This window comes from Luteibacter sp. KNZ12-1A (assembly GCF_056755675.1).
In genome coordinates, this window is the sequence record NZ_JBPGXU010000003.1 from 13,555 (window position 1) to 33,929 (window position 20,375).

Below are 20,375 nucleotides of genomic sequence, written 5' to 3' on the forward strand. Positions count from 1 at the left end.
CTATTCTACCCGGCGTCTTCGGGCGCTGCCCGCGAAACGCCACTTCGGAGCCCCGTGCCTTGCCCGTGGCGGAAGGAAGCTGGCCCACCCAGACCAAGGAGATCGCCCGCATGGTACGCCTGCCCCATCTGCTCGCCGCACTGTTCGCCCTCGTGCTAGCCACCTCGTCCCACGCCGCCGGATGGCAGGAGCATCCGGAGTGGGGCAAGGTCTTCGCCGACGCCCATGTGCACGGAACCCTCATGGTGTACGAGGAGGGCTCGGGAACGACACACGTTTTCGACGCGACACGCGCCCGCAAGGCCTACATCCCCGCCTCCACGTTCAAGATCTTCAACGCGATGGTGGCCATCGACACCGGCGCGGTCGCCGATGAGTTCGACCCGATCGCCTGGGACGGCAAGGTCCGCGACATGGGCGGCAAACCGATGACCGAATGGAATCGCGCCAACAGCCTCGCCAGTGGCATGCGCTACTCCACGGTATGGCTGTACCAGGAAGTGGCACGCCGGGCCGGACAGCAAAGGATGCAGTCGTGGGTCGACAAGGCGGGATACGGCAACCGGGATATCGGCGGCGGCATCGACAGGTTCTGGCTGGACGGCGCATTGCGCATCTCCGCCGAGCAACAGGTCGCTTTCCTGCGGCGGCTGGCCGATGGCACGCTGCCCTTCTCGGCACGTGCGCAAGAGATCGCGCGGCGCATCACGATCTACGAAGCCGGCACGGATTATGTGCTGCACGCCAAGACGGGTTGGGCGACGCACGGTGCGCAGAACAATGCCGATCCGGCCAAGGCGGACGACATCGGCTGGTATGTCGGCTGGGTCGAACACGGCGGCAAGCGCTGGTTCTTCGCGCTGAACATCGACATCGCCAAACCCGAGGACGGTGGCAACCGGATAGCGATCGCGCGCGAGGTACTAGGGACGATGGGCGCGTTCGGCTCCCGCTGACCGCGCGTCAGCGCGCGAACAGGATCGCCAGCAACCGGTCGCGCGGCAGCTTTCCGGTTTCGTTGCGCGGCAGCGCGTCGACCAGGCGCAACGGACGCGGCAGGAAGACCGGATCCATGGCGTCGCGCAAGGCCGTCATCACCGCCTGCTCGGTCATTGCCGGTGCGACGACGAGACCGGCGATGCGACGCACGCCCGACGAGTCGGCTTCGTCGAGCTGGAAGAGCACGCCATCGCGCACGCCGTCGATGGCGAGGAGGCGCCGGTTCAAGTCGCCCAGCGAGGCGCGCTTGCCGGCGATCTCCAGCAGGTCGCTGTTGCGGCCGCGCAAGCGGAAAAGGCGGCCCTCGCCGTGCAAGGTAACGATGTCCGCCAGCGTGATCGCTTCCCCCAGTTGCGGGGCATCGACCAGCGTGCCGTCGGGCTGCGGGTGCAACATGACACCCGGATAGAGTGTCCAGTCCTCGTCCGTCGACGTACGGCGGCTGGCGAAGACACAGGTTTCCGTCGAACCGAATACCTCGTATAGCGGCGCACCGAAGCGTTCCTCGGCGATTGTCGCCAGCTCGACCGGCATGGGTGCCGTCGCCGAGACGAACGCCGCCAGCGGCGGCAGGTCCACGCCCGATTCCACCACGGCGCGCAGGTGCACGGGCGTGGTCACGAGAACGCGCGGCTCCGGCATCGTCGCCAGCGCCGCCGCCACGTCGGCCGGGAAGAAGGGCCGCCCGGCGTGCACGCTCACCTCGGAAAGCAGGGGCATCAGCACCGACATCTCCATGCCGTACATGTGCTGCGGCGGCACGGTCGCGACGAGATCGAACGCCTTGCCGATGCTCTTCGCGAGCATGCTCGCGTTCCCGGCATTGCTGGCCACGAAGCTGCCCCACGTCTTCACGTTGGGCTTGGGCTTGCCGGTGGAACCGGAGGTGTAGCCGATGGCGACCACCGCGTCGGCGGCGATCATCGGTACCTCGGGTTCCACGGGCATGCCGTCGTCGAACGCCGGCATCCGCACGTAGCCGGCCGGGGCGGGCGACAGGTCGAGTTCGCCGATCGCATACGAGCCGGGGTGTCCCGCCATCACTTCGTCGACCGCGTGCGGCGCGCGCGACGGCGGAAGAAGATTGGTCTGGCCGCGCACGACCAGTGCCGCGAAGGCGACCAGGAAGGCATAGCGGTCTTCACACAGGTTCACCGCGCTGCCGGCGTCCGGCAGGAGCGAGGCCACCTGGCGCACGTGGCCGAGGAACATCGCGGCGCTGACGGGTTGTCCCGCGCGCCATGCGACCGGCCGTGACAACGAGCCCACCAGCAAGGGCAGCCGTAGGCCGGGAGCCCGTCCGGCAATCTCAAATACGTTCGACGACAACGGCTTCTCCCCCTATCAGGCGCGGATGATAGCGCCGCTCAGGGCGTCACGGATGACCGTCGGACGGTCGAGGCCACCGAGTTCGGCGTCCAGTACGCCGTCGAGCCGGGCGCCGAAGTAACGCTCCAATGTCGGCAGGTCCCGTGCCGGCGGCTCGCCATGGGGATTCGCGCTGGTCGACACCACGGCCCCACCGAAGGCCTTGCACAGCGCGGCGGCGGGGGCATGGGCCGTGATCCGCAGTGCGATGCCGGCATGGGTGCCGGCGACCCACTCGGGCACGTGGGCGCTGCGGGGGAATATCCACGTGTTCGGGCCGGGCCAGGAGGCGAGCACCTGCTCCAGGGCCTTTGCGGAAACCTTCGTCAGGTCGATATACGGCGCCACCTGCAGGAAATCGGCGGCGATGAGCAGGACGCCTTGCGAGTAAGGCCGGCCCTTCAGTGCGAAAAGGCGTTCGAAGGCGGTGCGGTCGTGAGGATCGCAACCGAGGCCGAAAACGGCCTCGGTGGGATAAGCGAGCACGCCACCATCGCGCAGGAGCGAGGCGGCCCGTTCGATGTCGGCCAGCGTGAAACGGCGCATGTCAGTCGGCGATGGGCGCGGTCGCCTTGCTCGTTGTCTTTTTCACGACGGCTTTCTTCGCGGCGGTCTTGGTTGCCGTCTTCTTTGTGGCTGCCTTCTTCGCCGCTGTCTTCTTGCTCGCGGCCTTCTTCGTGGCCGTCTTTTTCGTCGCCGTCTTTTTCACGGCCGACGCGTCCTTGGTGGCCGCTTTCTTCGTGGCGGTCTTCTTCGCCGCGGTCTTCTTGGCCGCGCGACCGCCACGGGGCTTCTTCACCGGGGCAGCGGCCAGCAGTTCCGCGCATTCCGCCTCGGTGAGCGTTTTCGGATCGCGATCCTTGGGAATGCGCGCGTTTTTCTCGCCGTCGGTGATGTACGGACCGTAGCGACCATTGAGCACCTGCACGCCGTTGCCGAAGTCGAGGATCGTCCGGTTGGCGATGGCCTCCAGCTTCTCCTGCACCAGCTGCAGCGCGCGCGGCAATTCGATGACGTACGGATCGTCCTCGGGCTTGAGCGAGGCATACGTGTCGCCCTGCTTCACGAAGGGCCCGAAGCGGCCGATGCCGACGGTGACGTCCTCGCCGGCGTCGGACTTGCCCAGGGTTCGCGGCAGCTTGAACAGCTCCATCGCCTCTTCGAGGGTGATGGTGTGCATGCTCTGCCCGGGACGCAGGCTCGCGTAAGTGGGCTTGGCTTCATCGTCCTTGCTGCCGATCTGGGCGTAGGCGCCATAGCGCCCCAGGCGCACCGACACCGGCTTGCCCGTTTTCGGGTCGTTGCCCAGTTCGCGCGCGCCGGTGGCCTCGTTACGGTCGACCGACTCGGTCTTGTCGTCCACCAGGGTCTTGAACGGCAGCCAGAAGCGTTCGAGCAAGGGCACCCAGGCTTCCTCGCCGCGGCTGACGGCATCCAGTTCGTCTTCGAGGCGGGCGGTGAAGTCGTAGTCGACGTATCGGGCGAAGTGCCCCGAGAGGAACTGGCTGACCGCGCGGCCCACGTCGGTGGGCTTGAAGCGGCGGCTTTCGAGCAGTACGTACTCGCGGCTGAGTAGCACCTGGATGATGCTGGCGTAGGTCGAGGGACGGCCGATGCCGTATTCCTCCAGCGCCTTGACCAGGCTCGCCTCGGAGAAGCGCGGCGGCGGCTCGGTGAAATGCTGGTCGGCCACGATCTGCGAGACCGGCACCACGTCGCCCTGCTTGAGCCGGGGCAGGCGGCGCTGCTCGTCCTCGTCCTCGCCCTTCTGGTCGCGACCCTCCTCGTACACGGCGAGGAAGCCGGGATCGATCACCGTGGTGCCCGTGGCGCGGAACGCCGATTCGCCGACGGGGAATTCCACGGAAACCGTGTTCAGCGTGGCATGGACCATCTGGCAGGCGACCGTGCGCTTCCAGATCAGTTCGTAGAGCTTGCGCTGGTCGTCGTTGAGGAAGGAGGCGACGCTGCGCGGCGTGCGCATGGCCGAGGTCGGGCGCACGGCTTCATGCGCTTCCTGGGCGTTCTTCGACTTGGACTTGTAGACCTGGACGGCGCCTGGCAACGCTCCCTTGCCGTATTCGCGCCCAATCAGGTCGCGCAATTCGGCCACGGCGTCTTCCGAGAGCGCCACCGAGTCGGTACGCATGTAGGTGATGAGGCCGACATTGCCCTCGCTACCCAAGCCCACGCCCTCGTAGAGGCCCTGGGCGATGCGCATGGTGCGGCTGGTGGAGAAGCCGAGCTTGCGCGCGGCCTCCTGCTGCAAGGTGGACGTGGTGAAGGGCGGCGCCGGGCGGCGCTTGCGCTCCTTGCTGGTGACCTCGCCGACGGTGAAGCGGCCGGCGGCGGCCTTCTCCAGCGCGGCGCGCGCCGCCAGGGCATCGGCCTCGTTGGTGAGGTCGAACTGCTCGAACTTCTTCCCGTCCAGGCGGACCAGGCGGGCGTCGAACGCGCCTTCCGGATGGGTCAGGTTGGCCTGGATGGTCCAGTACTCGCGCGCCTTGAAGGCTTCGATCTCGAGCTCGCGCTCGACGATCATGCGCAGCGCCGGCGACTGCACGCGACCGGCGGACAGGCCGCGCTGCACCTTGCGCCAGAGCACCGGAGAGAGGTTGAAACCGACCAGGTAATCCAGCGCCCGGCGGGCCTGCTGGGCATCGACCAGGTCGTGCGAAAGCTTGCGCGGATTCGCCACGGCCTCCTTGATGGCCTTCGGCGTGATCTCGCTGAACACCACGCGCTGGACGTCCTTGCCCTCCAGCAGGCCGCGTTCGCGGAGGATCTCGCTGATATGCCAGGAGATGGCCTCGCCTTCGCGATCCAAGTCGGTCGCGAGATAGATGCTGGTGGCCGCCCGTGCCGCCTTGGCGATGGCGTCGACATGCTTCTCGTTGCGGTCGATCACCTCGTAGGCCATGGCGAAGCCGTGCTCGGGGTCGACGGCGCCCTCCTTCGGCCGAAGGTCGCGGACGTGGCCATACGACGCCAGCACCTGGAAGTCGGCTCCCAGGTACTTGTTGATCGTCTTGGCCTTGGCCGGCGATTCGACGATGAGAAGGTTCTTTGCCATGCGTTACCGATTCCGAGGATCGCGGGGGCGAGTTGACCCCAGCGTATGTATATATTTAGTTGGAAACATATCGCCGTGACGGCTGTCAAGCGTCGGCGATCAGACCATGCGCTGGTAGCGGTTGCCCGACAGCGTCGCGATTTCGCCTTCGAGTTCCAGTATCAGCAGCATCGACGACAGCGCTCCGGGAGCGATGCCCGTCGCGTCCACCAAGGCGTCGAGGGAGGCGGGATCGTACCCCATGACGTCGAGCAGGCGGCGATATTCCTCATCCTGGCGCCAATCGAACGGGCCGGTCTTGCGCCGGCCGACCCCGGCCGGTCCCTCGCCGCGCTCCAGCCGGGCGCGCAGTTCCGCGCCCAGTTCCAGGGCCGCGGGTGCCAGCGTGGCGAGGACTTCATCGGGCTTCTGGACCAGGCGGGCGCCCTCCCCGATGAGGGCATGGCAGCCCTCGGCCAGGGGGTTGTGGATCGATCCGGGCAGCGCGAACACTTCCCGCCCCTGCTCGCCGGCCTGCCGGGCGGTGATGAGCGAGCCCGAGCGGCGCCCCGCTTCGATCACCACCACGCCCAGGCTCAAGCCGGCGATGATGCGGTTGCGCTGGGGGAAATGGTGGACCAGTGCGGGCGTGCCCGGCGGGTATTCGCTGACGATGGCGCCCTGGGCGGCGATGCGCCGGGCCAGGGCATGGTGTTTCCGGGGATAGACCCTGTCCGGCCCGGTGCCGATCACGGCCACGGTGGGCTGGCCCGCGTCCAACGCGGCCTCATGCGCCGCGCCGTCGACCCCGTCGGCCATGCCGCTGGTGACCAGCAGCCCGCCCGCCGAGAGCTCGGCGGCGAAGCGCCGCGCATTGGCCAGGCCGGGCGCCTGGGCCCGCCGGGCGCCGACGATCGCGACCTGCGGGCGGAGGAGCAACGATGCGTCGCCCTTGACGAAGAGGGCCGCCGGCGGATCGGGAATGGCCTCCAACTGTGGCGGGAAATCCTCTTCCGTACACCGAAGCAGGCGCTGGCCGTCGCCCGCGAGCCAGGCGAGGTCATGGGCGAGCGTGGCTTCGTCCGGCCGCTCGATCCACTCCCGGCCTTCGCCATCGAGGGTATCCGGGTGGCGCGCCAGCCAACGGAGCAGGGAAGCCGCGTCGCCGCGGGCGACGAGGCCCTCACGAATGCGCCGGGCCCCGAGGCCGGGGGTGCGCAGCAGGATCAACCAGTCGCGGAGGTCGTCGGAGTCGGTCATCCGCGCAGTTTAGAGGGCGCGCATGGGCTGCCTGTCGGAACAGGCCACCAATTCAGGTGGGGCGTGCGCGCAGCGGTGGAGGCCGGTTCACGGCCCCCACCGTCCTGCGTCATTCCGGCAGGACGAGACGGTCGCCCTTGCGCAACGGACGCAGCGCGTCCATCACCAGCGCATAGCTGACATGGTCGAAGGTGCGGAACACCATGACGTGACCACCGAATTCGTCGGGCAACTGCACCTTGCGCGAGGTATCGCGGCGGTTGTAGTTGCCGCTGACCTCGTCGGGGATCTTCTCGCCCTGGCTCATCACGGTGAAGGTCGTGCCGTTGTCGACGCCATCGGCGGATCCCGCCGAGATGGAGATGACCTGCCGGCTGCCCACGCCGCTCAGGGCGTCGGTGAAACCGATCACGCGAGGATCCGTCGGCATCGACTTCGGCGCGTGAGGATAGAAATACGGGTCGTATGGCTTGTCGTCGACCGGCATCAGGCGGTCGCCCTTGCGCACCTCGAGGGTGGAGTCGACCAGGACCAGGCTGGAGACATCGCCATTGGTCGCGATGACCTCGGCCGTGCCGATCACCGATACCTCGACCCCGCGATCGTCGCCCTTGCCCGTATGCGTGTCGTGGCGCGAATCCTCACGCCACGGGCTCGGCGCCATGGAGACGTCGCTGTCGAGTTCGTCGGCCACGAACGAGCCGTGCGAGGGGTTGCCGATCATGTCGACGTTACCGTCCGAACCGCCATGGTCGCGGAAACGGTTGGTCGGACGGACGATGGCCCAGCGCTGGCCGGGCTGGGCGGAATCGAGGTCGCGGGCGTAGATCTTGTTGCCCGGCGTCGCGCGCAGGTGGTTCTCCTCGAAACCGACCAGGTACGGCGAGCGCTCGACCTCGTCGGCGTCCATCACCCGCAGTTCCTTCAGGAACATGCGCAACTCGCTGAGCGGAATCGCCGGGACGGCGTCGCCATCGGTGCGCACGCGCGGCTGCAGGCCGATGCGCGGGCCGCCTCCGGTCATCGACAGGTTGAGCACGTCGCCCGGATAGATGAGGTGCGGATTGCGCACCTGCGGGTTCGCCTGCCAGATCTCCGGCCAGAGCCAGGGCTTGCTGAGGAAGCGGGCGGAAATGTCCCAAAGGGTGTCGCCCCTGCGCACCGTGTAGGTGTCGGGGTGATCGGGACGAATCTGGGCCGCCGCCGCATAGACGGCCACAGTAAAAAACATGCCGCCAAGCAGCATGGCGAACTTCTTGATCATGGCGGGTTTTCCCCCTTCCCCGGTGCTGTCGCGAGTGTAACTGAATCGTTAACGGGCACAATACGTAAGCCTGCTCGCCCGGTCCCCGGCGCGGGCGTAGAATACGGGGCCATCCTACAGACGCCGTTGCTTGGATTTCGCCGATTTGCCCGCAAATCCGGGCACAGATGCCGCAGCGGCCCGTGAACGTTCAAGGTGACACCGTGTCCACCCTCGCCATCCTGGAATTCCCCGACCCGCGCCTGCGCACCGTCGCCGACCCGGTCACCGTCTTCGATGCCGAACTCAAGCAGTTCGTCGCCGACATGTACGAAACCATGTATGCCGCCAATGGCGTCGGCCTGGCGGCCACCCAGGTCAACGTGCACAAGCGCGTGCTCGTCGCCGACATGAGCGACGACCGCAACGAGCCCCTCGCGCTGATCAACCCCGAGATCCTGGAAAAGGACGGCCAGCAGGTCTACCAGGAGGGCTGCCTGTCGTTCCCCGGTATCTATGCGGATGTGACCCGGGCCCTTCATGTAAAGGTCCGCGCCCGGGATGTCGAGGGCAAGGAGATCCTGATCGAGGCGGAAGGCCCCCTGGCCGTGTGCATCCAGCACGAGATGGACCACCTCGCCGGCAAGGTCTTCGTCGACTACCTGTCGCCGCTGAAACGCGGAATGCTGCTCAAGCGGATGGAAAAACAGCGCAAGGCAAGCGCCTGATCGTGGCCGGCCGTTCCCTGCGGGTGGTGTTCGCTGGAACGCCCGAGTTCGCCGTGCCCTGCCTGGAGGCCTGCCGCGCCTCGGGCGCGGATGTCGTCGCCGTCTACACCCAGCCCGACCGGCCCGCCGGCCGCGGTCGCAAATTGGCCGCCAGTCCGGTGAAGGAAGCCGCGCTCGCCGCCGGCATCCCGGTCGAGCAACCCGAGTCCTTCAAGGCCGAAGCCGACCGCGAGCGACTCGCGGCCTATGCTCCCGACCTCATGGTCGTCGTCGCGTACGGCCTGATCCTGCCGCGCAAGGTACTGGCCATTCCGCGGCTGGGTTGCTGGAACGTCCACGCTTCGCTGCTGCCACGCTGGCGTGGCGCCGCGCCGATCCAGCGCGCCATCCTCGCCGGCGACAGCGAATCGGGTGTCGACCTCATGCAGATGGAGGCCGGCCTCGACACCGGTCCCGTACTGGTCGAGCGGCGCACGCCGATCGCCGCGGACGATACCGGCGGCAGCCTGCACGACCGGCTTTCCGCCCTGGGCGCGGAAGCACTCTCCGAAGGCCTGCGCAGGACGCTCGCCGGTGAAACCCTGGCCGCTCGGGCCCAGCCCGAGGACGGCGTGATGTACGCGCACAAGCTCGACAAGGCGGAAGCCCGCCTCGACTTCGCGCTGTCGGCCGCCGAACTGGAGCGAAAGGTTCGTGCCTTCGACCCCTGGCCGGTTGCCGAAGCGGATGTCGCGGGCGAGCGGTTGCGCATCTGGTCCGCACGCGCCATCGACGGCGTCCCCGGCGTGCCCGCCGGAGAGGTCATCGCGGCTTCCCGGGCAGGCATCGACGTGGCTTGCGCGGAAGGCGCCCTGCGACTCACCGCCGTGCAACGGGCCGGCGGGCGCCGGATCGGCGCGGCGGATTACCTCAACGCCCGTCCGGAGCTGAAGCGGGCCGCCTCGTGAGCCGCGCCATCTCGGTACGCGCCCTTGCGGCCGAAGCCCTGGCCGACGTCGCCCTTTCCGGGCACTCCCTGCGCGAGGTCGCCGACCGCGCCCTGCCCCGACTGCCGGATTCACGCGACCGCGCCCTGCTCACCGCGCTGCTCAACGAGGGAGCTCGCTGGTGGCCGCGCTTCGACGCGGCGCTCGATCGCCTGCTCGACAAGCCGATCCGGCGCAACGAACCCGTCGTGCATGCACTGCTGGTCGCCGGGCTGGTGCAACTGGAGATACTGGAGTTGCCCGGCTACGCCGCCGTGGCCGCCACGGTCGAAGCGGTGCGCGAATTGCGCCGGCCACGACTTGCCGGGCTGGTCAACGCGGTGCTGCGCCGGTGGCAGCGTGAACGCGAAACCTTGCTGGCCGAACTCGACGCGGTGCCGGCCACTCGCCATGCGCATCCCGCGTGGCTGGTACAGGCGATCGCGAACGACTGGCCGGAGCAGGTCGACGACGTCCTCGCCGCCGCGAACACCGAACCGCCGCTGATGCTGCGCGCGAACCGCCGCCGCGTGGCACGTGGCGAGGCGGCGGAAGCCTTGCGCGCCGTCGGCCAGGAGGTCGATCTCCATCCCTGGCTGGAGGACGGACTGGTCCTGCCGCACAGCACCGACGTCACCCGCCTGCCCGGTTTCGCCCAAGGCCATTTCGCCGTGCAGGATGGCGCCGCGCAGGTTCCCGCCGACCTGCTCGGCCTCGCCGATGGCCAGCACGTGCTCGACGCCTGTGCGGCGCCGGGTGGCAAGGCCTGTCATGTCTTGGAGCGGGCGGCGGTGTCGCTGGTCGCGGTGGAATCCGAGGCGCACCGTGTGCCACGTATCCGGCAGAACCTGGAGCGGCTGGGCCTCGAAGCCGAGGTCATCGTCGGCGACGCGGGCGACACCAGGGCCTGGTGGGACGGACGCCTCTTCGACCGCGTGATGATCGATGCACCGTGCTCGGCCACAGGCGTGATCCGCCGCCGGCCCGACGTACGCCTGCACCGGCGGGCGGGCGACATCGACGCATTGATCCCGCAGCAGGAACGCATCCTCGCTGCTTGCTGGAACGTCCTGGCTCCCGGCGGGCGCCTGCTCTACGTCACGTGCTCGCTCTTGCGGCGGGAGAACGAGGGCGTGGTCGCGGCCTTCCTCGCCGGCCGCGACGATGCCATCGCCGTGCCGTTCACCTTGCCCGTGGGGCAGCCCGCCACCGTGGGCTGGCAGATCCTGCCGGGCGACGGTGACCTCGACGGCATGTACTACGCCCTGTTGGAAAAGTCCGCCACCAGCGCCGCATAGACGGCTTCCGTGGCATCGACGAAGCGATCCATCCCGAACTCGGCTTGCGCATGCGCGCGCGCGGCGGCCCCCAGCGCGGGAAGCGATGCGCGCGCGGCCAGCAAGGCACGCAAGGCGTCGGCGATGGCCGCCCGGTCGCGTGCCGGGACGACCCAGCCGTCTTCGCCCTGGCGGATGTTCTCAGGAAGACCCGCGTAATCGCTGACCAGTACCGGCTTGCCCATCGCCATCATTTCGCGGCAGGCGAACGAGATCGTCTCGACGTCCCAGGACAAGACGAAACCCACATCCAGCGCGGCCACCATCGGGCGCACGTCCGCCAGCCGGCCCGTGAAATGGACCTGCGGCGCGACACCCAGCGCCTCGATCCGGGCGAGATCCTCCGCGCCGGGCATCCCACCGGCGAGAACCACCCGCAAGCGCGAGCGCTCGTCCGGCGCCAGCGAGGCCATCGCTTCGACCAGATCCATCCAGCCCTTGTAGCGCGCGGTACCGGCATTGCTGCCGATCAGCAGGGGATCGGTCCCGGCGTCCGGCGCCAGCCACACCGCGCGCTGCTCCGGCTCCGGCTCGCGCAGCGCGAACCGGTCGATGTCCACGCCATTGAAGACCGTGGCCACGCGGCAACGCCTGTAAGGAGAGGCCAGCAACTGGCGCCGCACGAAGTCGCACACGGCGATGACCTGGTCGGTGCCGAAGCGCGAGCGCCAGGCATGTCCGGGACCTGTCATGGGTTTCGAGTTGTGCTTGGTCAGGACGATGGGGGGACGAAGCCGCATGCCACGCACGGCCGACATGACCAGCCGATGGTCCGCCGAGCCATTCACGTGGACGAGGTCGAACCGCTCGCGCCGGAGGTAGTCGGCGAGCTGTCGCCGCGCACGAAGACGTGCCGGAAGACGGCCAAGCCCGTTCGGGAATGGCTGGTCGAGCACGCGCACGCCAGCGATCGTGCGCGCTTCGCGGTTGAGGCGGCTGCCCGGCGGTGCGGCGACATGCACCTCGTGGCGCCCCGCAAGCCCTTGCGCCAGGCCGATGATGTAAGTGGTGTGACCGCCGCCGTCGCCGTCATGAAAGTTCGTGAAAAGGAGCTTCATCGCCCTGGGTCGGTCCTTGCCGAAGCTGAATTCTGGCCGGCCCGCGAGGATCGCCTCTGAGCGGCATCGGCCGTCCGGTAAAGTACCATCTGGGCCGCCATGCGGCGTAGCCGCCATGCCGTCCCGATCCAAGCCAGGTGCCGAGTGCTCGAAAAAACCAACCCGTGGCGCGTATGGATCGTCTCGCTGCTGATCGCGATGATGCCGCTGTCGTTCGCGCTCCCGATCAAAGCGAAGGCCATTCCCGCCGCCGCCCTGTTCCTTCTCGGCGCCTGGATGCTCATCCGCGATCCCGAGGCACGCGCAGCCGTTCGTCGTGCGCGCTGGGTGCTGGGCACGGCGGCACTGGCCTTCGCGTTCTGGCTGGTGAACGTCGCCATCCACGGCATCGACTGGCGTGAGTTCGACGTCACCTCGCACATCCTCGCCTTCCTGGTCATCGCCGTCGGCTTCGCCAGTCCGCTGCGGCCGATCGTGCTGCGCATCGGCTTCGCCGCTTCCGCCGGCGTACTCGGGATCGTCTGCCTGGAGCAGCACTATATCGAAGGCATCGACCGCGTCTACGGGATCAACAACGGGCTGTGGGGTGCCATCGAATTCGGCATGTTCATGCTCGTGCTGGCGCTGATCGCCGTGGTGCAGGCCCTGCGCAGCGAACTCGGCCGTGGCGAGCGCGTACTGCATGTCGTTTGCGCCGCACTGGGCATCTACGGCGCCCTGCTGACGCAGAGCCGCGGACCGATCCTCGCCTTCCTGCCGGTGTTCGTCATCGTGGTGCTGATCCAGTCGCGCCGGACCGGCCGCTGGCGTGAAGGCCTGCTGTTCCTCGTGGTCGGCATCGCCGCCGCCGCGGGCGCGGCGACGACCATGCATGGCGAGGTGCTGACCCGCTTCGCCGCGGTGACGGAGGAAATGTCCACGTACAGCGAGCAGGACGCCAGCGGCGCCGTTCGCGAACGCCTGGAGATGTGGCGCACCGCGACCATGGCGCTGGACGACCACCCGCTGGCCGGCGTGGGCCTGAACCAGTTCGGCGACTATGCGCGGGCGCGCATCGCCGAGGGCAAGGTCAACGCCACGGTGGAACGTTACGACCACCCGCACAGTGAATACCTCGAATGGGCGGTGACCGGCGGCCTGCCGGGGCTGGCCGTGCTCGTCCTGCTGTTCGGCGCCGCCCTCGTGTTCTTCCTGCGATATGCGCTGCATCCGGACAACGCCATCGCCATGCCGGCCAGCGCGGGCCTCAGCACCGTGTGCATGTACACCCTCTGCGCACTGACGGACAACGTGTTCTACCGCCCGATGCCGCACTCGCTCTATTTCTTCCTCACGCTGGGCCTCGCCGTCTACATCGGACGCCTGCTGAATGCCGCCGAACGACCGGCCACGGTGCTCTGAAACGTGGCTTCCATCCACCTGATCGCCTGGAACAACGGCCGAGGCCTCAGCCACGACATCCGCCTGCTGGAGGATGCGCTGCTCGCGCTGGGGCACGAGGTGTCGATCACCTCGGTGCCGCGCCGCAGCCGGGGCCTGCCCTGGCGCGCCTGGTGGCAACGGCTGCGCATGCACGCGCGCTGGCTGGCCCGGCGGGGACCGCGCCGTTACGATCTGGGGATCACGCTCGAACACGTGCATGCGGCGTACCTGCCGCTCGCGCGACGCAACGCGCTCGTGCCGAACCCGGAATGGCTTTCGCGCCGCGACCGGCGCCAGCTGCATCGCTTCGACGCGATCCTGTGCAAGACCACCATCGCCCGCGACACCTTCGCCGCACAGGGCCTGCCGGTGCACGTCATCGGGTTCCAGAGCATCGATTGCCGTCGCGAAGGCATCGAACGAAACCGCGACTTCCTCCACCTCGCCGGCGCCAGCCGGATGAAGGGAACGGAACGGTTGCTTGAGGTCTGGCGCCGCCACCCTGAGTGGCCCACGTTGCACGTGCTCCAATCGCCCTCCACCGCGCGCGCCGAACAAGCTGGCACGGCCGCGAACCTGGATCACCGCGTCACCTATGTCGATGACATCGAGGACATCCGGCGACTGCAGAATGCGCATGCCTTCCACCTGTGCCTGTCGGAAGCGGAAGGCTGGGGCCACTACATCGTCGAAGCGATGAGTTGTGGCGCCGTCGTCCTCGCCACGGACGCGCCGCCGATGAACGAACTCGTGGGCGAAGACCGGGGCCTGCTCGTCGCGGCACACGAAAACGGCACGCTCAACGCATCCGCGCTGTGGCGATTCGACGAGACCGCCCTGGCGGCATGCGTCGAGCGTGCCGCCGGCATGCCCGACCAGGAGCTGCACCGCCTGGGGGAAAACGCGCGGCGCTGGTACGAAAACAACCAGGCAGGGTTCGCCGGCAGGTTGCGCGGCGCGCTCGACCACCTGCTCGGGTAGCCGGTGCCCGGCGGTGTCCACGCCGCACAGACGGGGGGAGCGGTAGGACTAAAGTCAGCCATTCCCGCCATGGTGCGTTTAGAATTCATGATCCTTTAACGGTGACGACGCCCTTGTCCAACAGCGCCTATACCCGATCGGAACATCTCCGTGCCCTCTGGCCATGGCTACCGCTATGGGCCGCGATGGCCTTGCTCGCCATCTTCGCGCACGGCCCGATGCCGATGTTCTCCACGCGCACGCTCGCCGTCGCCTGGGAGATGTGGGCGCACGGCCATTGGCTGGTGCCACACATCAACGGCGACCCGTACAGCGAAAAGGCGCCCCTGCTGTTCTGGATGATCCACGCCGGTTGGGCCGTGTTCGGCGTCACCGACGTGTGGCCGCGCATCCTCGAGGTGATCTTCGGTGGCGTGCAGCTGGTGCTCGCCTCGGTGCTGGCGGCGCGCCTGTTCCCCACCCGGCCATGGGTGGCCAAGGCCACGCCGTGGTTGTTGATGGCGCTGGCGTACGCGTTCCTGTTCGGCCTGCAGATCATGTACGAGGTGCTCCTCGTGGTCTGGGTGCTGGCCGCGCTGCTCTGTCTCACGCCTACCGCCACGCGGGCGCAACCGCGATGGTGGTTGTTCGGGCTGATGATCGGCGCCGGTCTCCTCACCAAGGGACCGGTGATGGTGGTGCACGTGCTGTTTCCGTTCCTGCTCGGCCCGCTATGGAACGAGTGGGCCCGACAGAACAAGGCCCGCTGGTACGGCTTCGGCGTCCTCGGCCTCCTGCTCGGCTTCGCGATCCTGCTGGCATGGGCGATTCCCGCCGGCGAGTCAGGGGGCGAGGCCTATCGCCAGCGCCTGTTCTTCACCCAGACCGCGGGGCGCGTCGTCGACGCCAAGGTCCAGGACCTGCAGAACCACGCGCGGCCGGCCTGGTACTACTTCCTTTTCCTGTCGGTGCTCCTGTTCCCGCTCAGTGGCTGGTTGCGCGGCCTCGTCGCCGTGCCCACCACGTTGTTTCGCCGGCCCTGGCGTGCGGGCACCGCCGCCGCCCTGGCCTGCGCAGGCGTATCGCTGTTGCTCCTGCTCGTGTCCGCCGCGGGCGGCCACTTCCCCGGCTGGGCAGAAAAGATCCTCGTGGTGCTGGTGTTGCTGCCGCTGTTCCTGGCGCTTGCGCGGCAGCCGCTCGAACCGGGGTTGCGCTTCCTGGTGGCCTGGTTGCTGCCCACCCTGCTCACCTTCTCGCTGATCACCGGCAAGCAGCTCTATTACGTGCTGCCCGAACTGGCCGGCGCCACCATGCTGGTCGCCGCGTCGGTCGCCGACCTGCGCGAACGGCACAAGGGGCTGGCTTCGCATTACGCCTTGGGCACATGGCCGCTTTCGCTGGGCGCCTTCCTGCTGGCCATCGCGTTGTTCGCCATGCCGTCGGTGGTGCCGTCGCGCTTCCCGGACAACATCTGGCTGGTGGGCATGGCGCCGTATGCGCGCTTCTTCGGCGTGATCTTCATCGTGCTGGGCGCACTGCTGCTGCTTCGCGGCCGCGGCGAAATGCGCCGGCTGGCCTTCGCCGGCCTCATCGGCACGGTGGCGCTCAACGCGCTCTTCACCTTGGGCCTGTGGTACCGCTACGACCTCACTCCCGCCTCGCTGTTCCTTGGCCAGGCGGATGCCGCCGGGCGGCCCATCGGCAACCTCGGTGTCTCGTACAACGGCCAGTACCACTTCGCCGGCCGGCTGATGCACCCGATCGCGCGGTTGAAGGTCGCGCCCGGCATGCCGACGCAGGTGGACGAGGACGAGGACGACGACGTGGTGCACGACGGGGACACACTGGATGACTTCGCCCGCCACCATCCCGATGGCGTGGTGGTCTCCTACGCCAAGCATCCGCCTGCGAACGCCTTCCGCTACGCGCGCCTGATCCAGCCTTCGCGCACGGGATGGCTCATGATCTGGGACGCGCCGACGCTCAACGCCTTGCAGAACGGCCGGCTTCCGGCCGAGCCGCGGCAACCGACCCTGCTCTATCCGCAGGATTACTGGCGCACGCGGACGGCACTCCGGTGACCGATCCCCTCGTCGAACGGCTGCGCGCGCAAATCGGCGGCGTCCGCGACGGGGCCTTGTTGCGCTTTTCGATCGGCAACGCGTTGCTCGGCGAAGGGCAGTACATGGAGGCCGCGCAGTCGTTCCGCGAGGCGCTGGCCTTCGACCCGGACTATTCCGCGGCGTGGAAATTGCTGGGCAAGGCCCTGCTGGCGGTAGACGACGAGGAAGGCGCCGCGACCGCGTGGCGTTCCGGTATCGACACCGCCACCCGGCGCGGCGACATCCAGGCGGCGAAGGAAATGACCGTCTTCCTCAACCGGCTTTCGCGGCCGCGTTGAGCTTGTAGGGATCGGGGCGGTCGTGCGCGGTATAGCGCTTGTAGTGCCACTGGTACTGCGGGAAGGCGCGCTCCACGCAACGCTCCACGCCCCGGTTCAGCGCCGTGCAGGCGATCTTCAGGTCCGTGCTGTCGATGCCTTCCGGCGCCGGCAGCACGTGGATGCGAAAGCCCTCGCCATCGGGCAGGCGCTCGGCGAAGCTGAATAGCACCGTCGCCCCCGTGCGTGCCGCGAGCCGCGGCAGCAACACCATGGTGAGCGCGTCGACGCCGAAGAACGGCGCGAACTCGCCTTCCCCTTCGCGTGGCTTCTGGTCCGGCAGGATGCCGACGGTGCCACCGGCGCCCAGGCGCTTGAACAAGGTACGCACGCCGGCGCCTTCCGCCCTCACCTGCTCGGGCGCGAGCTTGCCGCGCACCTTGCGCAGCAACGCCTCGATCGCCTTGATGCGTGGCGGGCGGTATAGGATGGCCATCGGCGTCTTGCTGCATAGCCAGTAGTTCAGCAGCTCCCAGCACCCGAGGTGGGGAGCGGCCACGATGACGCCCTTGCCGGAGGCGAGCGCCTCGGCGAACAACTCGCCACCGACCACTTCGCGGACCATGCCCAGCGATTTCTCGGCGCCACCACCCCAGATCGCCGCCACCTCGGTCACCGACTTGCCCGATTCCTCCATGGTCCGGCGCAGCAGGTCGGCGCGATCGGCCTCGGACAACTCCGGACGGGTCAGGCGAAGGTTTACCGCGCTGTAGCGGGCGCTGCGCGAATGGGAGCGCAACGAGCGCCGGCCGATCCAGGCACCCATGGCATGGACCGTACGCAGCGGGAACAGGCTCACCAGCCTGAGCAGGAGATAAAGGAGATAGATGTCCGGGCGCATTCCGCGAAGTGTAACCCGCCTGCCAATAGGCCTCGTTCGCCATTAAGCTTGGCGCCAGTCCGCCGCTAAGCTTGTCCATGATTGCAGTGATCCAGCGGGTCGAGTCCGCAAGCGTCGAGGTCGACGGGGAAACGGTGGGCGCCATCGGTGCCGGCCTGCTCGCGCTCGTGGCCGTGGAACCGGGCGACGGCGAGGCCCAGTGCGCGAGGATGCTGGAGCGCCTGCGCGGCTACCGGGTGTTCTCCGACGCGCAGGGCAAGATGAACCTGTGCCTCGCCGAGACGGGCGGCGGCCTGCTCCTGGTCAGCCAGTTCACCCTCGCCGCCGACACCCGCAAGGGCATGCGCCCCAGCTTCACCACGGCGGCGCCCCCCGAAGAGGGCCGGCGCTGGTTCGACCGCCTGGTCGCCCTGGCACGCATCGCCCACCCGGGGGTGGAAACCGGCCGCTTCGGTGCCCATATGAAGGTTCACCTGATCAACGATGGCCCGGTCACCTTCCGTCTGGAGGTGCGCTGAGGCGTCCTGTCCGAGGGGCCGAGCCCCCCATCCTTCCTCACCGCCACGTGAACGCCCCGGCCCGAACAGGGCTTCTGGCGCGATTTTTGCGTGGTGCCGGTGAGGCCGATCCACTTGAAAACTGGTCAAAAAATCATCAGATGACTATACTGATCGGTTCCTGTAACCCGCGGCGGTCGGCATGACTAATAAAGCTCACGAGCAACAGTCTGAAATCAAACAGCTCATCTCCAAGGGATTGGAGCAGGGCTACCTGACCTACGCGGAAATCAACGACCACCTGCCCGACGACATCGTCGATCCGGAGCAGATCGAAGACATCATGGCGGTGCTCAAGGGCGTCGGCATCGAAGTCCACGATTCCGCGCCGGACACCGACACGATTTCCGACGGCGCCGCCCCCGGTGCCAGCACCGACGACGAGTCCGCGGCCGAAGAAGCCGTGGCGCTGCTGTCCGCCGTGGACGCCGAGGTGGGCCGCACCACCGACCCCGTCCGCATGTACATGCGCGAAATGGGCACGGTCGAGCTGCTGACCCGCGAAGGCGAGATCGCCATCGCCAAGCGTATCGAGGAAGGCCTCAGCCAGGTCCAGACCGCGCTGGCCAGCTTCCCGCTCACCATCCAGCTGCTGCTCGAGGAATACGACCAGCACGTGGAAGGCAAGCGCCGCCTGAGCGAGATCCTCGCCGGTTTCGCCGACCTGGAAGAAGCCGCCGACGCTGCCCAGGCCGAAGCCGACGCCGCCGTGGTGGTCGACGCCGATGCCGAGACCGACGACGAGGAAGTCGAGGGCGCCCCCGCCGAGGAAGAGGAGGCCGGCCCGACCGGTCCCGACCCGGAAGAGGTCAAGCGCCGCATGGAAGAACTGCGTTCGCTGCACGCCAAGTTCCAGAAGGCCGCGCCGAAGGCGGAGATCAACGACAAGAAGGTCGCGAAGATCCGCGAGCAGATGTCGGAGGCCTTCCTCAACCTGAAGCTCCCGTCGGCGCTGATCGACAGCTTCGTGCGCAAGCTGCGCGAAGTGGTGAACGACATCCGTCACCACGAGCGCGTGCTCATGGACATCTTCGTCAAGCAGGTGAAGATGCCGCGTGCCGAGTTCCTGAAGAGCTTCCCGTCGAACGAAGGCAATCTCGAATGGGCCGCCGAACTGTCGCGCAAGCGCCAGAAGTGGTCGCCGAACATCAAGAACTACCGCGAGGCCATCGACGCGGAGCAGGAGAAGCTCGCCCAGATCGAGCGCACCCTGTATTTGCCGCTGACCGACATCAAGGAAATCAACCGCGCGATGTCCGTCGGCGAGGCCAAGGCCCGCCGCGCCAAGAAGGAAATGGTCGAGGCGAACCTGCGCCTGGTGATCTCGATCGCCAAGAAGTACACCAACCGAGGCCTGCAGTTCCTCGACCTCATCCAGGAAGGCAACATCGGCCTGATGAAGGCGGTGGACAAGTTCGAATACCGTCGCGGCTACAAGTTCTCGACCTATGCGACGTGGTGGATCCGTCAGGCCATCACCCGCTCGATCGCCGATCAGGCCCGCACCATCCGTATCCCGGTGCACATGATCGAAACGATCAACAAGTTGAACCGCATTTCCCGCCAGATGCTCCAGCAGTTCGGCCGCGAACCGACGCCGGAAGAGCTGGCGAAGGAAATGGAGATGCCGGAAGACAAGATCCGCAAGGTCCTGAAGATCGCGAAGGAGCCGATCTCCATGGAAACCCCGATCGGCGACGACGAAGATTCGCATCTTGGCGACTTCATCGAAGACACCAACGCCAGCTCGCCCGTCGAGTCGGCGACCGAGACGGGTCTCATGGAAACCGTGCGCGACGTGCTCGCCGGCCTCACCCCGCGGGAAGCGAAGGTGCTGCGCATGCGCTTCGGCATCGACATGAACACGGATCACACGCTGGAAGAAGTCGGCAAGCAGTTCGACGTCACCCGCGAACGCATCCGCCAGATCGAAGCCAAGGCCCTGCGCAAGCTGCGCCACCCGAGCCGCTCGGAAACGCTGCGCTCGTTCCTCGATATCGACTGATCGGGCGACGTCACAAGGTAAGAAGAAAATGCCCGCGCAAGCGGGCATTTTCTTTTGGGCGGCGCCAACGGGAGGCCCAGGACCCTTGTTCAATTGTTTTATATGTTTTATAAAAATGAACATATAGAATTACTGAACAA

17 protein-coding genes are annotated in these 20,375 nt (G+C 67.6%); 10 read left to right on the plus strand and 7 right to left on the minus strand.

Going from position 1 to position 20,375, the window contains the following annotated elements; translation table 11 throughout:
* Nucleotides 1-110 precede the first annotated feature (110 nt).
* Nucleotides 111-956 carry a class D beta-lactamase gene (blaOXA, locus tag ACR9ZJ_RS01165; protein WP_481286576.1) on the plus strand — a complete coding sequence of 282 codons (846 nt, stop codon included), beginning with the start codon at nt 111-113 and terminating at the stop codon, nt 954-956.
* Nucleotides 957-963: 7 nt separating this feature from the next.
* Here the strand turns inward: blaOXA and ACR9ZJ_RS01170 are convergent, their stop codons facing one another.
* The 5 genes from ACR9ZJ_RS01170 to ACR9ZJ_RS01190 all read right to left on the minus strand — a co-directional run bounded on the left by ACR9ZJ_RS01170 (nt 964) and on the right by ACR9ZJ_RS01190 (nt 7,943).
* Nucleotides 964-2,259: an AMP-binding protein gene (locus ACR9ZJ_RS01170; protein ID WP_481286577.1), complete on the minus strand. Its 1,296-nt coding sequence runs from the start codon at nt 2,257-2,259 to the stop codon at nt 964-966.
* Between the two features lie 84 nt (nt 2,260-2,343).
* Nucleotides 2,344-2,913 carry an L-threonylcarbamoyladenylate synthase type 1 TsaC gene (gene tsaC, locus ACR9ZJ_RS01175; RefSeq protein WP_481286578.1) on the minus strand — a complete coding sequence of 190 codons (570 nt, stop codon included), beginning with the start codon at nt 2,911-2,913 and terminating at the stop codon, nt 2,344-2,346.
* A 1-nt stretch (nt 2,914) separates the two neighbouring features.
* The gene (locus ACR9ZJ_RS01180) at nt 2,915-5,440 is read right to left on the minus strand and encodes a DNA topoisomerase I (protein WP_481286579.1); all 2,526 of its coding nucleotides are present in this window, start codon (nt 5,438-5,440) and stop codon (nt 2,915-2,917) included.
* A gap of 99 nt (nt 5,441-5,539) precedes the next feature.
* Entirely contained in the window at nt 5,540-6,679 is a 1,140-nt protein-coding gene (gene dprA, locus ACR9ZJ_RS01185) for a DNA-processing protein DprA (protein ID WP_481281848.1), read from the minus strand.
* 109 nt (nt 6,680-6,788) lie between these two features.
* A complete protein-coding gene (locus tag ACR9ZJ_RS01190; RefSeq protein WP_481281849.1) occupies nt 6,789-7,943 on the minus strand; it encodes a LysM peptidoglycan-binding domain-containing protein in 1,155 nt (384 codons plus the stop codon).
* A gap of 203 nt (nt 7,944-8,146) precedes the next feature.
* Between ACR9ZJ_RS01190 and def the strand changes: the two genes are divergently transcribed.
* From def to rsmB, 3 genes are read left to right on the plus strand one after another with little or no spacing between them, the layout of a single operon-like run.
* Nucleotides 8,147-8,650 carry a peptide deformylase gene (gene def / locus ACR9ZJ_RS01195; RefSeq protein ID WP_481282736.1) on the plus strand — a complete coding sequence of 168 codons (504 nt, stop codon included), beginning with the start codon at nt 8,147-8,149 and terminating at the stop codon, nt 8,648-8,650.
* Nucleotides 8,651-8,652: 2 nt separating this feature from the next.
* Nucleotides 8,653-9,597: a methionyl-tRNA formyltransferase gene (fmt, locus tag ACR9ZJ_RS01200; protein WP_481286580.1), complete on the plus strand. Its 945-nt coding sequence runs from the start codon at nt 8,653-8,655 to the stop codon at nt 9,595-9,597.
* The gene (rsmB, locus tag ACR9ZJ_RS01205; protein WP_481286581.1) at nt 9,594-10,913 is read left to right on the plus strand and encodes a 16S rRNA (cytosine(967)-C(5))-methyltransferase RsmB; all 1,320 of its coding nucleotides are present in this window, start codon (nt 9,594-9,596) and stop codon (nt 10,911-10,913) included. Before fmt ends, rsmB begins: the two co-directional genes overlap by 4 nt.
* Here rsmB and ACR9ZJ_RS01210 read toward each other — a convergent pair.
* Nucleotides 10,874-12,010: a glycosyltransferase gene (locus ACR9ZJ_RS01210; protein ID WP_481286582.1), complete on the minus strand. Its 1,137-nt coding sequence runs from the start codon at nt 12,008-12,010 to the stop codon at nt 10,874-10,876. The genes rsmB and ACR9ZJ_RS01210 overlap by 40 nt on opposite strands.
* Nucleotides 12,011-12,154: 144 nt before the next feature.
* Here ACR9ZJ_RS01210 and ACR9ZJ_RS01215 point away from each other — a divergent pair, with 144 nt between their 5' ends.
* From ACR9ZJ_RS01215 to ACR9ZJ_RS01230, 4 genes are all read left to right on the plus strand, one after another.
* Nucleotides 12,155-13,411: an O-antigen ligase family protein gene (locus ACR9ZJ_RS01215; protein ID WP_481286583.1), complete on the plus strand. Its 1,257-nt coding sequence runs from the start codon at nt 12,155-12,157 to the stop codon at nt 13,409-13,411.
* A 3-nt stretch (nt 13,412-13,414) separates the two neighbouring features.
* Nucleotides 13,415-14,413, plus strand: coding sequence for a glycosyltransferase family 4 protein (locus ACR9ZJ_RS01220; RefSeq protein WP_481286584.1), 999 nt, complete (start codon nt 13,415-13,417; stop codon nt 14,411-14,413).
* A 113-nt stretch (nt 14,414-14,526) separates the two neighbouring features.
* The gene (locus tag ACR9ZJ_RS01225) at nt 14,527-16,473 is read left to right on the plus strand and encodes an ArnT family glycosyltransferase (protein WP_481286659.1); all 1,947 of its coding nucleotides are present in this window, start codon (nt 14,527-14,529) and stop codon (nt 16,471-16,473) included.
* Entirely contained in the window at nt 16,470-16,793 is a 324-nt protein-coding gene (locus ACR9ZJ_RS01230) for a tetratricopeptide repeat protein (protein WP_481281855.1), read from the plus strand. Before ACR9ZJ_RS01225 ends, ACR9ZJ_RS01230 begins: the two co-directional genes overlap by 4 nt.
* Here ACR9ZJ_RS01230 and ACR9ZJ_RS01235 read toward each other — a convergent pair.
* Nucleotides 16,768-17,673, minus strand: coding sequence for an LpxL/LpxP family acyltransferase (locus tag ACR9ZJ_RS01235; RefSeq protein ID WP_481281856.1), 906 nt, complete (start codon nt 17,671-17,673; stop codon nt 16,768-16,770). The two genes, ACR9ZJ_RS01230 and ACR9ZJ_RS01235, sit on opposite strands and share 26 nt — an antisense overlap.
* A gap of 77 nt (nt 17,674-17,750) precedes the next feature.
* Here ACR9ZJ_RS01235 and dtd point away from each other — a divergent pair, with 77 nt between their 5' ends.
* Together dtd and rpoD are read left to right on the plus strand one after the other, a co-directional pair.
* Complete coding sequence (gene dtd / locus ACR9ZJ_RS01240) at nt 17,751-18,191, plus strand: D-aminoacyl-tRNA deacylase (RefSeq protein ID WP_481281857.1); 441 nt, start codon at nt 17,751-17,753, stop codon at nt 18,189-18,191.
* 181 nt (nt 18,192-18,372) lie between these two features.
* On the plus strand, nt 18,373-20,235 hold the full coding sequence (gene rpoD, locus ACR9ZJ_RS01245; RefSeq protein WP_306848285.1) for an RNA polymerase sigma factor RpoD: 1,863 nt from the start codon (nt 18,373-18,375) through the stop codon (nt 20,233-20,235).
* The last annotated feature ends 140 nt before the right edge of the window (nt 20,236-20,375 follow it).